Raw genomic sequence first — 17079 nt, 5'->3', positions numbered from 1 at the left:
CAGCCTCGTTCGTTGCATTCCTTATTCCTTGAACTCTTCGTCCCCGCACCCGCTCTCGACGTCAGAGGTGGACACACCATGAGACGACCGATCACTCTCTTCACCGGGCAGTGGGCCGACCTGCCGTTCGACGAGGTCTGCCGACTGGCCGCCGGATGGGGCTACGACGGCCTGGAGATCGCCTGCTGGGGCGACCACTTCGAAGTCGACCGCGCACTCGCCGAACCCGACTACGTACGCCGGAAGCGAGAGATCCTCGACCGGCACGGACTCCGGGTGTGGGCGATCTCCAACCACCTCGTCGGCCAGGCCGTCTGCGACGACCCGATCGACGAGCGGCACCGCGCCATCCTGCCGGCGCGCCTGTGGTCCGACGACCCCGAGACGGTTCGCCGCAACGCGGCGCGCGAGATGGCCGACACCGCAAGGGCCGCGGCGCTGCTCGGCGTCGACACCGTCGTCGGCTTCACCGGCTCCTCGATTTGGCACACCGTCGCGATGTTCCCGCCGGCCACTCCCGGCATGATCGACGCCGGCTACCGAGACTTCGCCGACCGGTGGAACCCCGTCCTCGACGTCTTCGAGGAGCAGGGCGTCCGTTTCGCCTTGGAGGTCCACCCGAGCGAGATCGCCTATGACTACTGGACCACACGGCGGACCCTCGACGCCATCGGTAACCGGTCCTCCTTCGGCCTGAACTGGGACCCGTCGCACATGGTCTGGCAGGACATCGACCCCGCGAACTTCATCCTGGAGTTCGCGGACCGGATCTACCACGTCGACTGTAAGGACACCCGCGTGCGGGTCGGCGACGGCCGTCGCGGCCGGCTCTCCTCCCACCTGCCCTGGGGCGACCTCCGCCGCGGCTGGGACTTCGTCTCCACCGGCCGCGGGGACGTGCCCTGGGAGGACTGCTTCCGGGCACTGAACTCCATCGGCTACGACGGCCCGGTGTCCATCGAGTGGGAGGACGCCGGGATGGACCGCCTGGACGGCGCCGCCGAAGCGGTCGGCTTCATCCGCCGTCTCGCCGGGACGAGGCCCCCCGCCGCGTCCTTCGACTCTGCGTTCGCCACCCCCTCCCCGAAGGAAGGGACCGACCATGAATGACAATCCCTCGCGTGAATCCGGTCGGACCGGTGTGTGGTTCATCGGCGCCCGGGGCTCCGTGGCGACCACCGCCGTCGTCGGCGCCGCCGCGGTGGGAGCCGTACTCGTCCCTCCCGTCGGCATGGTGTCCGAGCTGGACGACTTCGCGGCCGCCGGGCTGCCCGCGCTCGACCGGCTGGTCTTCGGCGGCCACGACGTGACCTACACCCCGCTGCCCAAGCGGGCCGAGCAGCTCGCCGCCTGCGGCGTGTTCCCGCCGTCCCTCCTCCCCGCTGTCGAGCCGGCGCTCCAGGCCGCCGACCGGGAGATCCGGCCGGGAGTCGGTACGGACCCGGACCGGCCCCAGCGGGAGACGGCCGAAGCCCTCACCGAGGACATCGCCTCGTTCCGCGACCGGCACGGTCTCGACCAGGTCGTGGTCGTCGACGTCTCCTCAACCGAACCCCCGGCTGTTCCCCACCCCGCCCACGAGAGCCTCTCCGCCCTGGAGGAGGCCCTGGCCCACGCCCCCGACGTCCTCCCCGCCAGCTCGCTGTACGCGTACGCGGCCCTGCGGGCCGACTGCGGATTCGTGGAGTTCACGCCCTCGCCGGGCATTCGCATTCCCGCGCTGCGGGAACTCGCCGAGCTGCGAGGACTGCCGTACGCGGGCAGCGACGGGAAGACCGGCGAGACCCTGGTCCGCACGGCCCTCGGACCGATGTTCGCCCACCGCGCGCTGCGGGTGCGCTCCTGGTCGGGCACGAACCTGCTCGGCGGAGGGGACGGCGCGACCCTCGCCGACCCCGAAGCGGCCCTCAGCAAGAACACCTCCAAGCGCAGCGGCCTGACAGCCATGCTCGGTGACCAGGTGGAGGGCCTCACCCACATCGACTACGTGCCGAGCATGGGTGAGCTGAAGACTGCGTGGGACCACATCGCGTTCGAAGGGTTCCTCGGCACCGCCATGACCCTCCAGTTCACCTGGCAGGGCGTCGACTCGGCGCTCGCCGCGCCACTCGTCCTCGACCTGGCCCGTTTCCTGGCCCGAGCCAGAGAGCAGGGGGCCGTCGGGCCGCAGGAACAGCTTGCCTTCTTCTTCAAGGACCCCGTCCGGGCGGACGGCTCAGCGCCCGAGCACCGCCTGGTCACCCAGTTCGAGGCTCTGCGTGCCTGGTACGACGGAGAAGGAAGGTGACCGGGGCCGCAGCCGCAGCCGCAGCATGGTCCCGGTCCGTGCTGGAGCTCGTACGGGCCCCGGCCGCGCTCACCGTCCTGGGGGACACCCTCGCGGGCGCCGCCGCGAGCGGACGGCCCGCCGCAGCGGGGCGAACCGGGCGGCTTGCGATCGCCTCCACCTGCCTGTACTGGGCGGGAATGGCACTCAACGACTACGCGGACCGGGAGGTTGATGCCGAAGAACGCCCTGGCCGCCCGCTCCCTTCCGGCCGGATCAGCCCCCATGCCGCCCTCGCCACCGCGACCGCGCTCACCGTTGCGGGTCTGACCGCGGCGGCGGCGGCCGGAGGCCGGGACACCCTGGCAGTCGCCGTGCCGCTCGCGGCCACCGTCTGGGCCTACGACCTGACCCTGAAGAACACCCCGTACGGTCCCGCCGCGATGGCCGCGGCCCGCGGCCTCGACGTCCTCATGGGCGCGGGGGCCCGGCGGTCCCGGCACGCCCTGGCTCCGGCGGCCCTCCTCGCCGCGCACACCTACGCGATCACGGTGGTGAGCCGCAGGGAGACCCTCGGCGCGAGCGCCTCACTGCCGGCCGGCGCGCTGGCGGCCACCGGAGCGGTCGGCCTGGTCGCCGCCGCGCTGGCCCCGCCGACCGCCGCCCGCTCCCACAGGGCCGCCTCGACGGCGCTGCTCGGCGGCTACGTCCTGGCGGCAGGATCCGCCCAGCTGGCCGCAACCGCCCGCCCCGACGCCACCCGTCTGCAGCGCGCGGTGGGTGCCGGGATCCACGCCATGATCCCGCTGCAGGCGGCGCTGACCGCACGCGGCGGCTCCCTCCGCGCCGCGTTCTCCCTCCTGGCCGTCTACCCGCTGGCCCGAGGCCTGTCTCGGAAGGTGTCCCCGACATGACCGCACTGCGTTTCGGCTACGGCACCAACGGCCTCGGCGACCACCGCCTCGACGAGGCTCTGGAGGTGATCGCCGGCCTCGGCTACACCGGGGTCGCCCTCACCCTGGACCGCGGCCACCTGGACCCGTACACCCCGGGCCTGAGCCGCCGGCTCGCCAGGACCCGTCACAGGCTCACCGCCCTGGGCCTCGGCGTCGTGATCGAAACCGGAGGGCGCTACCTCCTCGACCCGTGGCGCAAGCACGCCCCCACTCTCGTCGACAGCGAGCCGGAGGGACGCGCCCGCAGGCTCGGCTTCCTGCGGAGGGCCGCGGGGATCGCCGCCGACCTGGAGGCCGAGGCGCTGTCCTTCTGGAGCGGCGTCCCCGAGCCCGGGATGAGCCACGACGAGGCGTTCCGGCACCTGGCGGAGGGCTGCGCGGCAGTCGTGGAAACCGCCGGTCTCGTCGGTGTCCGGCTCGGTTTCGAACCGGAGCCGGGGATGCTGGTGGCGGACCTCGACGGCTACGAGCACCTGCGCGAGACCCTCGGGCATCCGGACGCCTTCGGCCTGACCCTGGACATCGGACACTGCCAGTGCCTGGAACCCTTCCCGCCGGCTGAGTGCGTACGGCGGGCGGCGCCCTGGCTGGTCAACGTACAGATCGAGGACATGTGCCGAGGCGTCCACGAGCACCTGGAGTTCGGGCAGGGTGAGATCGACTTCCCCCCGGTCCTGGCCGCGCTGTCCGAGGTCGGCTACCGAGGATTAGTCTCCGTCGAGCTGCCGCGCCACGGGCACGGCGGTCCGCAGACGGCCGCCCGCTCGCTCGACGCCCTGCGCGCCGCCTCGGCGCACCCCTGGACGGCCGACGCGGTCCGGCGCGTGCGTGCCGACCCGCGTTCCCTGACCGCGCTGTTCCCTGTCGCGGCCCGCCACACGGGCGCCGAGGCCGGGGAGGCCGTGCGCGCCCAACTGCTGCAGGCCCTGCCCGGTTCCGCCCCGGAGCGGGCAGCGGCCCTGGAAGAGCTGTACCGGCAAGGGGACACGGCCGAGCGGCTCGCGGTGCTCCGTGCCCTTCCGCTCCTCGACCAAGACGGCGCAGTCGGCCCCGCAGCGCTGCCGCTGATCGCCGACGCCCTGCGCACCAACGACATCCGCCTGGTGACGGCCGCCGTCGGGCCGTACGCGGCCCGGTACCTCGACCCGCCCGCCTGGCGCCAAGCCGTCCTGAAATGCGTTTTCATGAACATCCCGCTGGCCACCATCGCGGGTCTGGCCCGGCGTACCGACCCCGAACTCGTCCGCATGTTCCGGGCCTTCGCCGCCGAGCGCCTTGCCGCCGGGCGGCCGGTCCCCGACGACCTGCTGACCCAGCTCGACCTCCACGACACCGGAGAGCAACATGCGCATCTTTGACCCCCACATCCACATGACCTCCCGCACCACCGACGACTACCGGGCCATGCGTGCCGCCGGAGTCCGGGCTCTCGTCGAGCCCGCCTTCTGGCTCGGTCAGCCGCGCACCTCCCCCGCAAGCTTCCACGACTACTTCGACACGCTCCTGGGCTGGGAGCCGTACCGCGCCGCCCAGTACAGCGTCCGACACTTCTGCGCGATCGCGCTCAACCCGAAGGAGGCCAACGACCCCCGCTGCCTGCCCGTCCTCCACGACCTGCCCCGGTACCTGGTGAAGGACAACGTCGTCGCCGTCGGCGAGATCGGCTTCGACTCGATGACCGACGCCGAGGAGCACGCCTTCACCGTGCAGCTGGCTCTCGCCCGCGAACACGGCCTGCCCGCCCTCGTTCACACCCCGCACCGCGACAAGGCCGCCGGCACCGCCCGTACCCTGGAGATCGTCCGCGCCGACGGCATCGACCCCGCCCTGGTCGCCGTCGACCACCTGAACGAGGTCACCGCCCCCGTCGTCGCCGCGTCCGGATGCTGGATGGGCTTCTCGATCTACCCGGACACCAAGATGGACCCGGACCGGATGGTGGCCCTCCTCAAGGAGCACGGCACCCGCCGCGTCCTGGTGAACTCGGCCGCCGACTGGGGCCACAGCGATCCGCTGCGCACCCACGCGACCGCCCTCGCCATGCTCGAAGCCGGATTCACCGAGGACGACGTGGACCAGGTGTTCTGGCGCAACCCGGTCGAGTTCTACGGGCAGAGCGGCAGGCTCGTCCTGGACGACGTCGACCTCCCTTCGGGCGAGGCCGTGTTCGCCGGCAACTCGATCCGCAGGGGCGGCAACTGATGCGCCTGCGCCATCCCGGTGGGGAACTCGTCCACGTCGGTTACTGCACCAACGTGCATCCAGCCGAGGACCTGGACGGCATCCTCGCCCAGCTCGACACCTACGCCCTGCCCGTGCGCGAACGCCTGGAAGAACCGGTCCTGGGCATCGGACTGTGGCTCGCCCACCCGGTGGCCGCCGCCCTGGCCGCCGAAGCCGGCCTGACACGGAGGCTGCGGGCCGAACTCACCGCGCGGGGCCTTGAGGTCGTCACCCTCAACGGCTTCCCGTACGAGGGCTTCCACCGGCCCGTCGTCAAGCACGCCGTGTACCGGCCGGACTGGACTTCGCCGGACCGGCGCCGCTACACCGCGAACCTGGCCCGTGTGCTCGCCAGGCTCCTGCCGGACGACGTCGCGGAGGGCAGCATCTCCACGCTCCCGTTCGGATGGAGTGCCGATTGGCGTCCGCACCACTCCGACATGGCGGCACGCCAGATACGCCTTCTGGGAGCCGAACTCGGCGAGATCGGCCGACGGACGGGCCGGACCGTCCGGGTCGCGTTCGAACCGGAACCGGGATGTCTCGTGGAGACGACCACGGACGCGGTACGACACCTGTCGGACCTCGACCCCCACCACTTCGGCCTCTGTCTGGACATCTGCCACCTCGCCGTGGCCTTCGAGACACCGGAGGAGGCCGTGAACCGCCTGGCCGGAGCCGGCATCCCCGTGGTCAAGGCGCAGATCTCCTGCGCCCTGCACGCCGAGGACCCGGCGAACGCGGGCACGCGCGCGGCACTCGCGGCCTTCGCCGAACCCCGTTTCCTCCATCAGACGCGCCGGGCGGGACGGCCCGCCACCGGAACGGACGACCTGCCGGAGGCGTTCACCGGACCCGCGGCGCTCGGTGACGGCAGCCCCTGGCGCACCCACTTCCACATCCCCGTACACGCCGACCCGGTGCCCCCGCTGACATCGACCCGGTCCGTCCTCCGCGGTGCGCTGGCCGCGCTGCTGCGCGCCGACCACCCCGTCACCCGGCACTTCGAGACGGAGACCTACACCTGGTCGGTGTTGCCCGAGCCCCCGCTCGACAGCGCCGGTCTCGCCGACGGGATCGCCGCCGAACTCGCCTGGACGCGTCGCGAACTGCTCGGGCTCGGACTGTCCGCGCCGAACCCCGAACCCGAGCGGGACCGCTCGCCCGAATGGAACCGGAGTGCCCGATGAGTGTCGTCGTCCTGGACGTCGTAGGGCTCACCCCGCGCATGCTCGCCCACATGCCCCGCCTGCGAGCCGTCGCCGCATCGGGTTTCACCGCCCGACTGGACACGGTTCTGCCCGCGGTCACCTGCACGGTCCAGTCCACCTTCCTGACCGGGCGGATGCCCGCCGAACACGGTGTCGTCGGCAACGGCTGGTACGACCGCGACATGGGCGAGGTCGCCTTCTGGCGCCAGCACAACGCCCTCGTCCAGGGCGAGAAGGTCTGGCAGACCGCCCGACGCACCCGCCCCGGCCTGAAAGTCGCCAACATCTGCTGGTGGTACGCCATGGGGGCGGATGTCGACATCACCGTCACCCCGCGACCCGTATACCACTACGACGGACGCAAATCCCCCGACTGCTACACGGTCCCGGCAGGGTTGCGCGACAGCCTCACGACCGAGTTCGGTCCGTTCCCGCTGTTCGACTACTGGGGACCGAAAGCCGGCATCGCCTCCTCCCGATGGATCGCCGACGCCACCCGGCGCGTCCTCGCCGACCACGACCCGGACCTCACCCTCATCTACCTCCCCCACCTCGACTACGACCTCCAGCGCCACGGCCCGAACTCCCCCCAGGCGCGGGCCGCGGCCGGTGAACTCGACACCGTCCTGGCGCCTCTCCTGGAATCCCTGGCGGTGCGGGGCAGCACGGTCGTGGTGCTGAGCGAGTACGGCATCACCGAGGTACGGCGTCCCGTCGACATCAACCGGGCCCTGCGCCGCGAGGGCCTGCTGAACGTGTACACGCAGCAGGGGATGGAGTACCTCGACCCCTGGACCTCCCGCGCCTTCGCGACCCCCGACCACCAGGTGTCCCATGTGTACGTCGCCGACCCCGAGGACCTGTCACACGTCCGGGAGGTGCTGCTGAGGACCGAGGGAATCGACCAGGTCCTGGACCGCGAGGACCAGAAGAAGGCCGGGCTGCGGCACGCGCGAGCCGGTGAACTCGTCGCCGTCGCCTCCTCCGACAGCTGGTTCACCTACTACTACTGGCTGGACGACGAGCGGGCCCCGGATTTCGCCCGCGGGGTCGAGATCCACCGCAAGCCGGGCTACGACCCGGCCGAGCTGTTCTTCGACCCGGCCGATCCACTGGTCATGGCCAGGGCCGCCATGACCGTGGCCAAGCTCAAGCTGGGCGTACGGACCGCCATGTCCGTCGTGCCCACCGACCCGTCCTGCGTCCGCGGCAGCCACGGCCGACTCCCGGACGACCCCCACGACGGCCCCGTCCTGCTGTGCTCCAGCCCCACGGGCGCCCGGGAACGCATACACGCCACCGAGGTCAAGGAGTTCCTGCTCGCCTGCCTGGAGCACACCACGACGGACTGACCACGCTGCTCCGAGAGCCGTCGCGCGATCCGCGCCCCTTCGTACACCCCGGTCCGCCGACATCCCGTGATCGTCCACACTTTTAGCCTGGGAGGCATGCCGCAGCCCGAGTTCAGCGCCGACGACTACATTAATCCCGAGGCTCCCGAGGATGAGCGCCGTCTCAGGCCGGACCACCCTCGTATCCGTGACCACTCCTACGACTGCTCGCGCAGCACCCAGGAGTATGACCTGTGGAAGAAGTCACTCATCGCCACCATGATGGAGCCCTGGGACGCCTACCCCGACCTGGCGGCGATTCCCGAGGACGCCGTACCGGGTCCTTCACTCACGCTGTTCGTCAAAGAGCGACAGCGCGGGCCCGGCTACGTAGCCGACTTCCTCTACAAGGCGGCAGATCTGCCGGTGACCGTACAGACCCCAAGGATCAGCCTCAGGTCGGACGACATCCCTGCGATGGAAGGTCAGCGGTGGGTCGGACGGTTCACGGTGAGGGTGTTGATTCGGTCGAGTTCGCCGAAGTAGGGCTGCGCCCCCTTCTCGACCTTGGTGATGGCGAGTTCGGCGCTGTTGGCGTAGAGGGCGTACCCGACGAGCTTGGCCACTGCCCCTTTGTTGGTGGTGCCCTTCAGTGTGGTGGTGTGGCCGTCGAAGCGTAGTTCTGCCGTCACCGTGGCATCGCGGACGGCCTGCCCGTTCGGGGTGGTGATCCGTGTCTTGGCCGTGATGCGCCAGGGGGTCGTGATGTCGGGCTTGTCGAGGCTTTCGGCGTGTGCGGTGAGGGAGGCGACTGCCGGCTGCGAGGGCGCGCTCTGGTGGACGGTGACCCGGTCGACGGTCCAGAAGGCGCTGTTGGTGCCGGTGTAGCGGAAGCGCAGTTGCAGGGATCGTGCACCTGCGGGCGCGGTGAGCTTGAGGATCTCGTTCGTGTTGACGTTGGTCCGGTAGGACTTGAGCAGGGCGGGCGCGCCGCCGTCCCACACGGCGTAGACGTCACCGGTCTGCGGACCGTCCACGCGGTAGTGACTGGCGAAGGAAAGATTGACGGCTCCGGTGCCGGCGAGCTCGTAGACGGGACTGACCAGGGTGGAGTCGAACTGCCCGGCGTCGTGCGCCTTGTCGTCCCACTCGTCGGAGTCGGCGACGGCGAAGACGTCGCGGGCGCGGACATTGCCTTCGCGGTTCTGTCCGAGCTCGGAGTTGGTCCAGAACTCGTCGGTGGCGAAGGACCAGCCGCGCCACTCGGTGATGCCGCCGGCCGGCATCCGGGAATTGTCGATGCTCCAGCCCTGCGGGGCGGTGGTGGTCCAGCCCTTCACGTCCGGTCCTGGACGGGTCTCGTCGACCTGGGTCTTGAGCGAACCACGCAGGGAGTCGAAATCGTCGGCGACCAGGTCACGGATCGACGTGCCGTCCAGCTTCCAGGCCGGATTGGTGATCACGCCTTCATGCTTCAGTACGGTGGGCGCGATATCCGTGATCTTCACGTCGTTGCGTACCGAACCGGGAGGGATTCCGGGGCCCTTGGCGATGACGAAGGTCTTCCGTTCCAGCGGGGTGTTGCCTCCGTGGCCGCCGGTGGGGGTGTGTCCGTGGTCGGCGGTGACCGTGATGAGCCAGTCCTCGTCCGCGTAGCTCGGACGGGTGGCCACGGCGTCGAGCAGTTGGCCGATCTGGTTGTCGGCTTTCCTGAGTGCCTCGGCGTACTGGGGGCTCGCGCTTCCGGAGTTGTGGCCGGCGCCGTCGACCTCGTCGAGGTGAACGAACGTGGAGTCGGGGTTGCCGTTGCGCAGGTAGTCCACGGCCTTCGCGGTGGTGCCCGCGTCGTCACCGCCTTCCAGTCGCAGGTCGGTCTTCTCGCCGAAGATGATGGTTGGGATCGGGGACCACGTACCCACCACCAGAGTGGAGATGGCCGGGTCGGCGGTTTCCAGGCGGGTGGCGTAGTCGGGGTAGGTGCCGAAGGCCGGGTCGGTGAAGTTGTTGTCCTTGACGTTGTGCTTGTCCGGCCACACGCCCGTGGCGATCGTCGACCAGCCGGGGCCGGAGACGGTGGGCGCATACGGGTTGGCGTAGAGGTTGCTCGTGGCCGTCATGCCGCCCGCCATCAGCGACTTGAGGCGCGGCAGATCCGTCTTTGCCAGGACGTCGAAGGCCGCTCCGTCCACACCGATGACGAGGCTCTTCGACCTCTTGGTGCCGCCGGGCAGGTTCTTGTAAGGGGCGGTGACCGCGGTCCGGCTGCTCGGAGCCGCCTGCACCGCTCCCGCGAGCGGGAGCGTGGTGGCGGTGACGGCAATGGCCAGGGCGATGGCAAGGCGTGCCAGTGGTTTGAGGTTCACGGTGAGGGTCTCCGGGAGGTCGGAAGAGCAGGGGCCCTTTGGCTCCCTCTCGCACCGAAGCATGGCGTCAACTGCCCAACTGGACTGGACCCGTTATGATTCGTGATTGATCCCGGCGTGATGGCCGTCTGTGAGTCAACCGATGTTCCGACACTTTTCGGCGATAGGTCTGTTGCGGGGTTCTTGGCCTGACAGCGGTCGTGCCGCAGGGTCCGGAGTCGGCGGTCGGCCCCTTTGTCGTTCTCCCTTCGCGTACGGCCCGGCAGGACGCCGAGGCGACCGTGCGCGGTGACCTCGAGGCGATTCGCTTCGACGCCGCCAACGGCTCCCTGCAGGCGGGCGGCGTGGAGGTTCTGGAGGCCGAGACTTACAACGCTTCCGTCCTGATCGACACCGTCCATGAGGAGCTGGAGGCGTCCGCGCACAACGGCTCCATCACCATCGGCGCCTACAACAGCCGCCGTGGCTCCGCCGGGACCCACAGCGGCGACGTGGCCATCAGCGCCACTCCGGCCTCCACCGGCAAGCTCGCCGCCCGCACCCACAACGGCAATGTCCGCGTACGCGGGGCCGGTCACCTGGACGTGAAGACCGCCACCCACAACGGCCGGGTCTGGTAGTTCTGGTAGCCGAACGCCTTCGCGATGACGGGGGCGGGGGCCTGGAGGACAAGCCGGCGGATCGAGGAGGCGCGGCCGCGCTGCGGTGGGATGCCGAGGCGATGTCGTTGCCGGGTGCTACCGGGTGGGGGACATCTGTGGCGAATGGCGTTTGGCATTCCGGATTGGGCACGGTTCTCGGCGCTTCAGGTCGGCGGTGGTGCGCCGGCGCAGCCCGGTCCGCTCCAGGCGCTTCGTGCCTGTGTGGGGCAGGGCGCCGGCGTGGACATTCTCGGCAACGGAGACGTGCGGGATGATCCGGATGTAAGCGGCGCGTACCCGGTCCGGCGAGTCCAGGTCGACGCGCTGTCCCTCGAGGACGACGTGGCCATCGGTAGGCTGGTGGTCGCTGGTGAGGATCTTCAACCGGGTGGACTTGCCGACGCCGTTCTCTCCCATCAGGACGGTGATCTGGCCGCCGGGGAAGTCGAGGGTGACGCCGCCGAGGGTCTGGACCGCGCCGAACCGCTCGGCGACCTGTTGGACACCGACGCTTCCGGCAGCGGGCTGGACCGGCGGCGGGTCGGTTGGTGTGCGGCGGGGGCCGGTCATGGCGGTTGTTCACCTCGGGGACGGCGGTGGGGACTGAACGGTTGGCCGAGAGTGGCCGGTGAGGAGGGGAGGGGCCCCGGTCGGCCGGGGGGGATGACCGGCCGACCGGGGCTGTTCGGGGGCGGCCCGCCAGGCCGCCCGGTCGCGGGGACCGACGGCGATGGCTGTTGCCGGCCTGGTGGGTGCGTGGTGGTGACGGTCCGCGGTGAAAGGGTCGGGCGGGCGGGGCTCTCGGCGGGGAGCCTCCACGACGCGTTGCGTGTTCCGTGAGTTCGGAGCGGTTCGGGGTGCGGCTGTGCTGGTTTCCGACCTGTTTCCGTTGTCGTCTTGGGCGCTGATCCTGTGGCCGCGACATGCCCGCGTCAAGGTATTTGCATAATTAATGTCTGGCTGTACCTTCAGGGCATGACAGAGCAAAGGTGCCACCGCTTTCAGGGCCGAGTGGCAGTCATCACCGGCGCCGCCGCCGGTATCGGCGCCGCGACCGCCCAGCACCTGGCCGCGGAGGGCGCCGCGGTGGTGATCGTCGACATCGCCGACGCCGCAGGCCGGGCGACAGCCGAGGCGATCACGCGCCAGGGCGGGCGGGCCGAGTACCGGCATGGCGATGTGACCTCCGCAGCCATGTGGGACGACCTGGCCGCGCATGTGCAGCAGCGCTACGGGCGGCTGGACATACTGCACAACAACGCATACGCAGTGGTCGTCAAGCCCGCGCACGAGCTGACGGAGACGGAATGGGACGGCCAGCTGGCAGTCACGCTGAAGGCCGCCTGGCTCGGTGTGCGTGTCTTCGCCGAGCTGCTGCGCGACAACTTCGGCTCGGTGGTACTGACCTCGTCCGTCCACGCACTGGTAGGGCTGCCGGGCCATCCCGCGTACGCCGCGGCCAAGGGCGCGCTATGCGCCCTCGGCCGCCAACTGGCCGTCGAGTACGGTCCGCAGGTGCGGGTCAACACCGTTGTCCCCGGGCCGATCATGACGGCGGCGTGGGACCGCGTGGAGCAGGCAGGGCGGGCCAGCAGCGTGGCCGAGACGGTCGCCAAACGGTTCGGCACCCCCGAGGAGGTGGCGGCCACGGTCGCGTTCCTCGCCTCCCCCGACGCCTCCTACATCACCGGAACCACTCTCGTGGTGGACGGGGGCTGGTCGATCGTCAAGGCCTCTTCGTGACAACACAGACCGCGACGTGTCCCCCGGGCCGTCCCGCACACACCCGCCTTCAGGAAGGCCCCCGCATGAACCAGCCGCCGACCCGCAATCTGCACCAGCAGATCATCGACATCCTCGGCGGGCGGATCGTCAGCGGCGCCCACGCGCCCGGCTCGCTCCTTTCCCCGGACCAGTTGGAACAGGAGCTCGGGATCAGCAAAACCGTCCTGCGCGAGGCGCTGCGTGTCCTGGCGTCCAAGGGTCTCATTGACTCCCGCCAGAAACGGGGAACCTTCGTACGGCCCCGCGCGGACTGGAACCTCCTGGACGTCGACCTGCTGCGCTGGCAGGGCGCAGGAGTTCCCGACCAGGGCTTCCTGGCCAACCTGGGCGAGGTCCGCTCGATCATGGAGCCGGCCGCCGCCCGCCTCGCCGCTCAGCGCCGCGACGAGGCCGACCTCGCCGACCTCGCCGACGCCTTGGAGCGCATGGCCGCAGCCGGCAACAACACCGACGCCGCGGTTGAGGCGGACCTCGCGTTCCACCGAGTCCTGCTGGCCGCGACCCACAACGAACTGCTCACCCGGATGGAAGTGGTGATCGAGGCCGGCTTGCGGGTGCGTGACCACCTAGTCCACAGCACGGAGCACTGGGCCGACCCCGTGCCCGCGCACCGCGCCGTGCTGGATGCCGTCCGCGACCGCGACCCACAGGCCGCCGAACACGCCGTACGCCACCTGCTCGTCCAGGCGGACGAAGACCTCGACAGCCTGATGCCCCCCGGGGGGACCGCATGAAGATCACGTCCCTGGAGACGTTCCTCGTCGCCCCGCGCTGGCTGTTCCTGAGGATCGCCACTGACGAGGGGATCACCGGCTGGGGCGAACCCGTCGTCGAGGGCCGTGCGGACACCGTTCGCGCGGCCGTGCATGAACTGGCCGACCACCTCGTCGGTGAGGACCCGCTGCGGATCGAGCACCACTGGCAGGTGCTCACCAAGGGCGGCTTCTACCGCGGCGGCCCGATCCTGTCCAGCGCCGTCGCTGGCATCGACCAGGCCCTGTGGGACATCAAGGGCAAGACGCACGGGGTGCCCGTCCACCAGCTACTCGGCGGTCCGGTCCGCGACCGGCTGCGGATGTATGCGTGGATCGGCGGCGACAGCCCCACCCACGTCGCCGAACTCGCCCGCGAGCAGGTCGACGCCGGGTTCACGGCTGTCAAGATGAACGGCTCCGCGCACATGCGGTCTATCGACACGCCCGCCCAGACGAAGGCCGTCGTCGACAGGGTCGCCGCCGTACGCGACGCCATCGGCGACCACTGCGACGTGGCCATCGACTTCCACGGCCGGATGTCCACCGCGATGTCGAGGCGCGTCCTGCCCCACCTGGAGCCGCTGTTCCCCCTGTTCGTGGAGGAGCCCGTCCTGCCCGAACACGCCCGCGACCTGCGCCGGCTCGTCGACTCCACCACCGTGCCCCTCGCCTGCGGCGAACGGCTCTACTCCCGCTTCGACTTTAGTGACGTCCTTCCCACCGGCATCGCCGTCGCCCAGCCTGACGTCTCGCACGCGGGCGGCATCTCCGAGGTCCGCCGCATCGCCGCCCTCGCCGAAACACACGGCGTCGCGATGGCCCCCCACTGCCCGCTTGGCCCGATCGCGCTCGCTGCGAGCATCCAACTCGGCTTCGCCATACCGAACTTCCTCATCCAGGAACAGAGCATCGGCATCCACTACAACCGCGGCAATGACGTACTCGACTACCTGATCGACACGGAGCCCTTCCGCTTCACCGACGGACACGCCGTCCTTCCCACCGCCCCCGGTCTGGGCATCGACATCGACGAGGACGCCGTACGCCGCGCCGCCGAGATCGGACACCGCTGGCGCAACCCCCTGTGGCACCACGACGATGGATCGTTCGCGGAATGGTGAACCACATCCCCCTCACCGCCACCACCGACCCCCGCCACGGCGGACGGTGGACCAGCCTGCGCGGCGGCGCACGCGAATGGCTCTGGCACCGCCCCCACGGCGCCCGCGAACCCGTCCGGCCCGGTGACGCGTTTGTCGACGCTGGCGGCCTGGAGGAATGCCTCCCCACCATCCGAGGCAATCCCGACCACGGCCACGCCTGGTCCCGGCCCTGGCAACGCACGGGCGGCGAGGAGAGTGTGGAGTGCCCCGACTTCGTCCTACACCGGCGCATCCGGCCCGGACCGCAGGGGCTGCGCGCTTTCTACCGGCTGTCGGCCGACCCCGGCTACCGCTTTCTCTGGGCGGCCCACGCCCTGCTCGACGTCACCCCCGACGCCCGCCTCACCGCACCCGCCGCAACGGCCACCCGGGTCTTCCCCGAAGCCGCCCACCTCATCGACGCACCGTGGCCCGACCAGTCACCCTACCTGACCGGGCACTGGCCCACACCGCTCGGGCTGCCGCTGGAACGTCTCGGACCCGACGACGGCACCGCCGTCGGCGCCATCCTCACCGGCTGCCCGGACGTCTCAGTCACCGACGGGCCCGACACCCTGCGCCTCACCCTGCACACCGCCGCCGACGTCCCCCTGTCCATCGCCCTTTGGCGCAACCTCCGCGGCTACCCCGCCGCCGGCCCCTACCGCAGCATCGGCGTCGAACCCATGCTCGGATCCGTCTTCGACCTCGCAGAAGCCGGTGACAACGACGCCGCCACCGTCCCCGCCAGCGGCGAACTGCGCTGGGAACTCGACATCTCCGCCACCCGCACCCCACCCCCCGGGAGACCCCAGTGAGACTGACCGACCTGCCATACCGCACCCTCGCCATCGTCCGCGGAAGCGACCGTGACGCCGCTCTACGCACCGTGTTGACCCTCGCCGAGGAGGGGATCACCACCGCTGAGGTGTCCCTGACCACGGCGGATGCGTTGTGGGTGATCAAACAGGCCCGACGCGATCTCGGGCCCGACGCGCTGCTCGGCGCCGGGACCGTCCTGAGCGCCGACGACGCCGTCCGGGCCGCCGACGCGGGCGCCGCGTTCCTCGTCACCCCCGGCCTGGTCCCAGGCCTGCCCGAACTGCCGGTGCTGATGGGCGCCCTGACATCCACCGAGATCATCGCCGCGACCGGGCACGGCGCCCTCGCCGTCAAGCTCTTCCCCGCCCAGTTCGGCGGCCCCGCCTACCTGGCCGCGCTACGCGCCCCATTCCCCGGCGTGCCGTTCGTTCCCGTCGGCGGGATCGACGCCACCGCAGCCCTCGCCTACCTCGCCGCCGGGGCCGTCGCCGTCGGAGCCGGCTCCCCGCTCATCGGCGACGCCGCCGACGGCGGCGACCAGGCAGCACTGCGCACCCGCGCCGCGCAGTGGCGCACCGCCCTCACCCCGGCGGTGACCCGATGACCACGACCCCTGCCACCCTGGTCCCCGAGGTGGTGACCGTGGGGGAGGCGATGGCCGCGCTGCGAGCCACCGGACCGATAAGGCTCGCTCCGCCCATGGAACTGTCCGTCGCCGGGGCCGAGTCCAACGTCGCCATCTGCCTGGCCCGCCTCGGTCACCGCACTGCATGGGTCGGCCGGGTCGGCGCCGACCCGTTCGGCGCCTTGATCCTGCGCACCCTGCGCGCCGAAGGCGTCGACACCTCTCACGCCCGCACCGACACCCAGGGCCGGCCCACCGGCCTGCTCATACGCGAGGACGGCATCGGCGACCTCGCCACCATCCACTACTACCGCGACCGCTCCGCCGGATCCGCCCTCCACCCCGACGACGTCCTACCCGCCCTCCACCCCGACACCCGCATCCTCCACCTCACCGGCATCACCCCCGCCCTCGGCCCCACCGCAGCCCAGACCGTCCTCGCCGCAGCCACCCGAGCCCGGGAACTCGGCACCACCGTCTGCCTCGACGTCAACCACCGCGCCCGCCTGTGGACCCACCACCAGGCCCGACAGGTCCTGCTGCCCCTGGCCCGCCACGCCGACATCCTCATCGCCTCCGCCGACGAACTCCACCTCGTCGCCGACGACCCAGCCGACGACGAGAACCACGCCATCACCGGACTCCTCACCCAAGGCGCACGGGAGGTCGTCATCACCCGCGGCGGCGACGGCGCCAGCATCACCACCATCGCCGACGGCACCCACCACGCTCCAGCCCGCCGCGTGCCCGTCGTGGACGTCATCGGCGCCGGCGACGCCTTCGTCGCCGCCTACCTCTCCGGGGTCCTCGACAATCTCACCACCGAGCAACGCCTCCACCGTGCCACCGCCACCGCCGCGTTCGCCGTCGCCACCCGCGGCGACTGGGAAGGCCTGCCCACCCGTACCGACCTCGCCCTCCTCGACACCCCCGCCGGCACCACCCTGCGCTGACCCCGA

17 protein-coding genes are annotated in these 17079 nt (G+C 70.9%); 15 read left to right on the top strand and 2 right to left on the bottom strand.

Going from position 1 to position 17079, the window contains the following annotated elements; translation table 11 throughout:
• Nucleotides 1-78 precede the first annotated feature (78 nt).
• The 8 genes from OHA84_RS36600 to OHA84_RS36565 all read left to right on the top strand — a co-directional run bounded on the left by OHA84_RS36600 (nucleotide 79) and on the right by OHA84_RS36565 (nucleotide 8533).
• A complete protein-coding gene (locus OHA84_RS36600; protein ID WP_266967153.1) occupies nucleotides 79-1110 on the top strand; it encodes a sugar phosphate isomerase/epimerase in 1032 nt (343 codons plus the stop codon).
• Nucleotides 1103-2287 (top strand): inositol-3-phosphate synthase, encoded by a 1185-nt coding sequence (locus OHA84_RS36595; protein ID WP_266967155.1) that lies wholly within the window; start codon nucleotides 1103-1105, stop codon nucleotides 2285-2287. Before OHA84_RS36600 ends, OHA84_RS36595 begins: the two co-directional genes overlap by 8 nt.
• On the top strand, nucleotides 2284-3180 hold the full coding sequence (locus tag OHA84_RS36590; RefSeq protein ID WP_266967157.1) for an SCO3242 family prenyltransferase: 897 nt from the start codon (nucleotides 2284-2286) through the stop codon (nucleotides 3178-3180). Before OHA84_RS36595 ends, OHA84_RS36590 begins: the two co-directional genes overlap by 4 nt.
• Nucleotides 3177-4580, top strand: a complete 1404-nt coding sequence (locus tag OHA84_RS36585) for an EboA domain-containing protein (protein WP_323181792.1) — start codon at nucleotides 3177-3179, stop codon at nucleotides 4578-4580. Before OHA84_RS36590 ends, OHA84_RS36585 begins: the two co-directional genes overlap by 4 nt.
• Nucleotides 4567-5424 (top strand): TatD family hydrolase, encoded by an 858-nt coding sequence (locus OHA84_RS36580; RefSeq protein WP_266967159.1) that lies wholly within the window; start codon nucleotides 4567-4569, stop codon nucleotides 5422-5424. The genes OHA84_RS36585 and OHA84_RS36580 overlap by 14 nt, the downstream gene beginning before the upstream one ends.
• Complete coding sequence (gene eboE, locus OHA84_RS36575; protein ID WP_266967161.1) at nucleotides 5424-6635, top strand: metabolite traffic protein EboE; 1212 nt, start codon at nucleotides 5424-5426, stop codon at nucleotides 6633-6635. Before OHA84_RS36580 ends, eboE begins: the two co-directional genes overlap by 1 nt.
• The gene (locus OHA84_RS36570) at nucleotides 6632-8008 is read left to right on the top strand and encodes a nucleotide pyrophosphatase/phosphodiesterase family protein (protein WP_266967163.1); all 1377 of its coding nucleotides are present in this window, start codon (nucleotides 6632-6634) and stop codon (nucleotides 8006-8008) included. Before eboE ends, OHA84_RS36570 begins: the two co-directional genes overlap by 4 nt.
• 96 nt (nucleotides 8009-8104) lie before the next feature.
• On the top strand, nucleotides 8105-8533 hold the full coding sequence (locus tag OHA84_RS36565) for a hypothetical protein (RefSeq protein ID WP_266967165.1): 429 nt from the start codon (nucleotides 8105-8107) through the stop codon (nucleotides 8531-8533).
• Here OHA84_RS36565 and OHA84_RS36560 read toward each other — a convergent pair.
• Nucleotides 8473-10350, bottom strand: coding sequence for an alkaline phosphatase family protein (locus OHA84_RS36560; protein ID WP_266967167.1), 1878 nt, complete (start codon nucleotides 10348-10350; stop codon nucleotides 8473-8475). The genes OHA84_RS36565 and OHA84_RS36560 overlap by 61 nt on opposite strands.
• A gap of 281 nt (nucleotides 10351-10631) precedes the next feature.
• Here OHA84_RS36560 and OHA84_RS36555 point away from each other — a divergent pair, with 281 nt between their 5' ends.
• Nucleotides 10632-10970, top strand: coding sequence for a hypothetical protein (locus OHA84_RS36555; protein ID WP_266967169.1), 339 nt, complete (start codon nucleotides 10632-10634; stop codon nucleotides 10968-10970).
• 117 nt (nucleotides 10971-11087) lie between these two features.
• Here OHA84_RS36555 and OHA84_RS36550 read toward each other — a convergent pair whose 3' ends face one another.
• Complete coding sequence (locus tag OHA84_RS36550) at nucleotides 11088-11561, bottom strand: ATP-binding cassette domain-containing protein (RefSeq protein ID WP_266967170.1); 474 nt, start codon at nucleotides 11559-11561, stop codon at nucleotides 11088-11090.
• 405 nt (nucleotides 11562-11966) lie between these two features.
• Between OHA84_RS36550 and OHA84_RS36545 the strand changes: the two genes are divergently transcribed.
• The 6 genes from OHA84_RS36545 (at nucleotide 11967) to OHA84_RS36520 (ending at nucleotide 17073) form a co-directional block, all read left to right on the top strand.
• The gene (locus OHA84_RS36545; RefSeq protein WP_266967172.1) at nucleotides 11967-12734 is read left to right on the top strand and encodes an SDR family NAD(P)-dependent oxidoreductase; all 768 of its coding nucleotides are present in this window, start codon (nucleotides 11967-11969) and stop codon (nucleotides 12732-12734) included.
• Between the two features lie 65 nt (nucleotides 12735-12799).
• Nucleotides 12800-13510: a FadR/GntR family transcriptional regulator gene (locus OHA84_RS36540; RefSeq protein WP_266967174.1), complete on the top strand. Its 711-nt coding sequence runs from the start codon at nucleotides 12800-12802 to the stop codon at nucleotides 13508-13510.
• Nucleotides 13507-14652, top strand: a complete 1146-nt coding sequence (gene dgoD / locus OHA84_RS36535) for a galactonate dehydratase (RefSeq protein WP_266967176.1) — start codon at nucleotides 13507-13509, stop codon at nucleotides 14650-14652. Before OHA84_RS36540 ends, dgoD begins: the two co-directional genes overlap by 4 nt.
• Nucleotides 14646-15491: a hypothetical protein gene (locus tag OHA84_RS36530; protein WP_266967178.1), complete on the top strand. Its 846-nt coding sequence runs from the start codon at nucleotides 14646-14648 to the stop codon at nucleotides 15489-15491. The genes dgoD and OHA84_RS36530 overlap by 7 nt, the downstream gene beginning before the upstream one ends.
• Complete coding sequence (locus tag OHA84_RS36525) at nucleotides 15488-16099, top strand: bifunctional 4-hydroxy-2-oxoglutarate aldolase/2-dehydro-3-deoxy-phosphogluconate aldolase (RefSeq protein ID WP_266967180.1); 612 nt, start codon at nucleotides 15488-15490, stop codon at nucleotides 16097-16099. Before OHA84_RS36530 ends, OHA84_RS36525 begins: the two co-directional genes overlap by 4 nt.
• A complete protein-coding gene (locus OHA84_RS36520) occupies nucleotides 16096-17073 on the top strand; it encodes a sugar kinase (protein ID WP_266967182.1) in 978 nt (325 codons plus the stop codon). Before OHA84_RS36525 ends, OHA84_RS36520 begins: the two co-directional genes overlap by 4 nt.
• Nucleotides 17074-17079: the final 6 nt, after the last annotated feature.

This window comes from Streptomyces sp. NBC_00513, from assembly GCF_041431415.1.
Lineage (GTDB): Bacteria > Actinomycetota > Actinomycetes > Streptomycetales > Streptomycetaceae > Streptomyces.
The sequence above is the reverse complement of the archived record's forward strand: the minus strand, read 5'-3'. Positions and strand labels throughout refer to the sequence as shown.

What these genes read in the sequence shown, in the direction of transcription:
- OHA84_RS36570 (WP_266967163.1), top strand. Translation starts at nt 6,632, where the DNA reads ATGAGTGTCGTCGTCCTGGACGTCGTAGGGCTCACCCCGCGCATGCTC.
- OHA84_RS36565 (WP_266967165.1), top strand. Translation starts at nt 8,105, where the DNA reads ATGCCGCAGCCCGAGTTCAGCGCCGACGACTACATTAATCCCGAGGCT.
- OHA84_RS36520 (WP_266967182.1), top strand. Translation starts at nt 16,096, where the DNA reads ATGACCACGACCCCTGCCACCCTGGTCCCCGAGGTGGTGACCGTGGGG.
- OHA84_RS36545 (WP_266967172.1), top strand. Translation starts at nt 11,967, where the DNA reads ATGACAGAGCAAAGGTGCCACCGCTTTCAGGGCCGAGTGGCAGTCATC.
- OHA84_RS36595 (WP_266967155.1), top strand. Translation starts at nt 1,103, where the DNA reads ATGAATGACAATCCCTCGCGTGAATCCGGTCGGACCGGTGTGTGGTTC.
- OHA84_RS36580 (WP_266967159.1), top strand. Translation starts at nt 4,567, where the DNA reads ATGCGCATCTTTGACCCCCACATCCACATGACCTCCCGCACCACCGAC.
- OHA84_RS36540 (WP_266967174.1), top strand. Translation starts at nt 12,800, where the DNA reads ATGAACCAGCCGCCGACCCGCAATCTGCACCAGCAGATCATCGACATC.
- dgoD (WP_266967176.1), top strand. Translation starts at nt 13,507, where the DNA reads ATGAAGATCACGTCCCTGGAGACGTTCCTCGTCGCCCCGCGCTGGCTG.
- OHA84_RS36585 (WP_323181792.1), top strand. Translation starts at nt 3,177, where the DNA reads ATGACCGCACTGCGTTTCGGCTACGGCACCAACGGCCTCGGCGACCAC.
- eboE (WP_266967161.1), top strand. Translation starts at nt 5,424, where the DNA reads ATGCGCCTGCGCCATCCCGGTGGGGAACTCGTCCACGTCGGTTACTGC.
- OHA84_RS36530 (WP_266967178.1), top strand. Translation starts at nt 14,646, where the DNA reads ATGGTGAACCACATCCCCCTCACCGCCACCACCGACCCCCGCCACGGC.
- OHA84_RS36600 (WP_266967153.1), top strand. Translation starts at nt 79, where the DNA reads ATGAGACGACCGATCACTCTCTTCACCGGGCAGTGGGCCGACCTGCCG.
- OHA84_RS36550 (WP_266967170.1), bottom strand. Translation starts at nt 11,561, where the DNA reads ATGACCGGCCCCCGCCGCACACCAACCGACCCGCCGCCGGTCCAGCCC.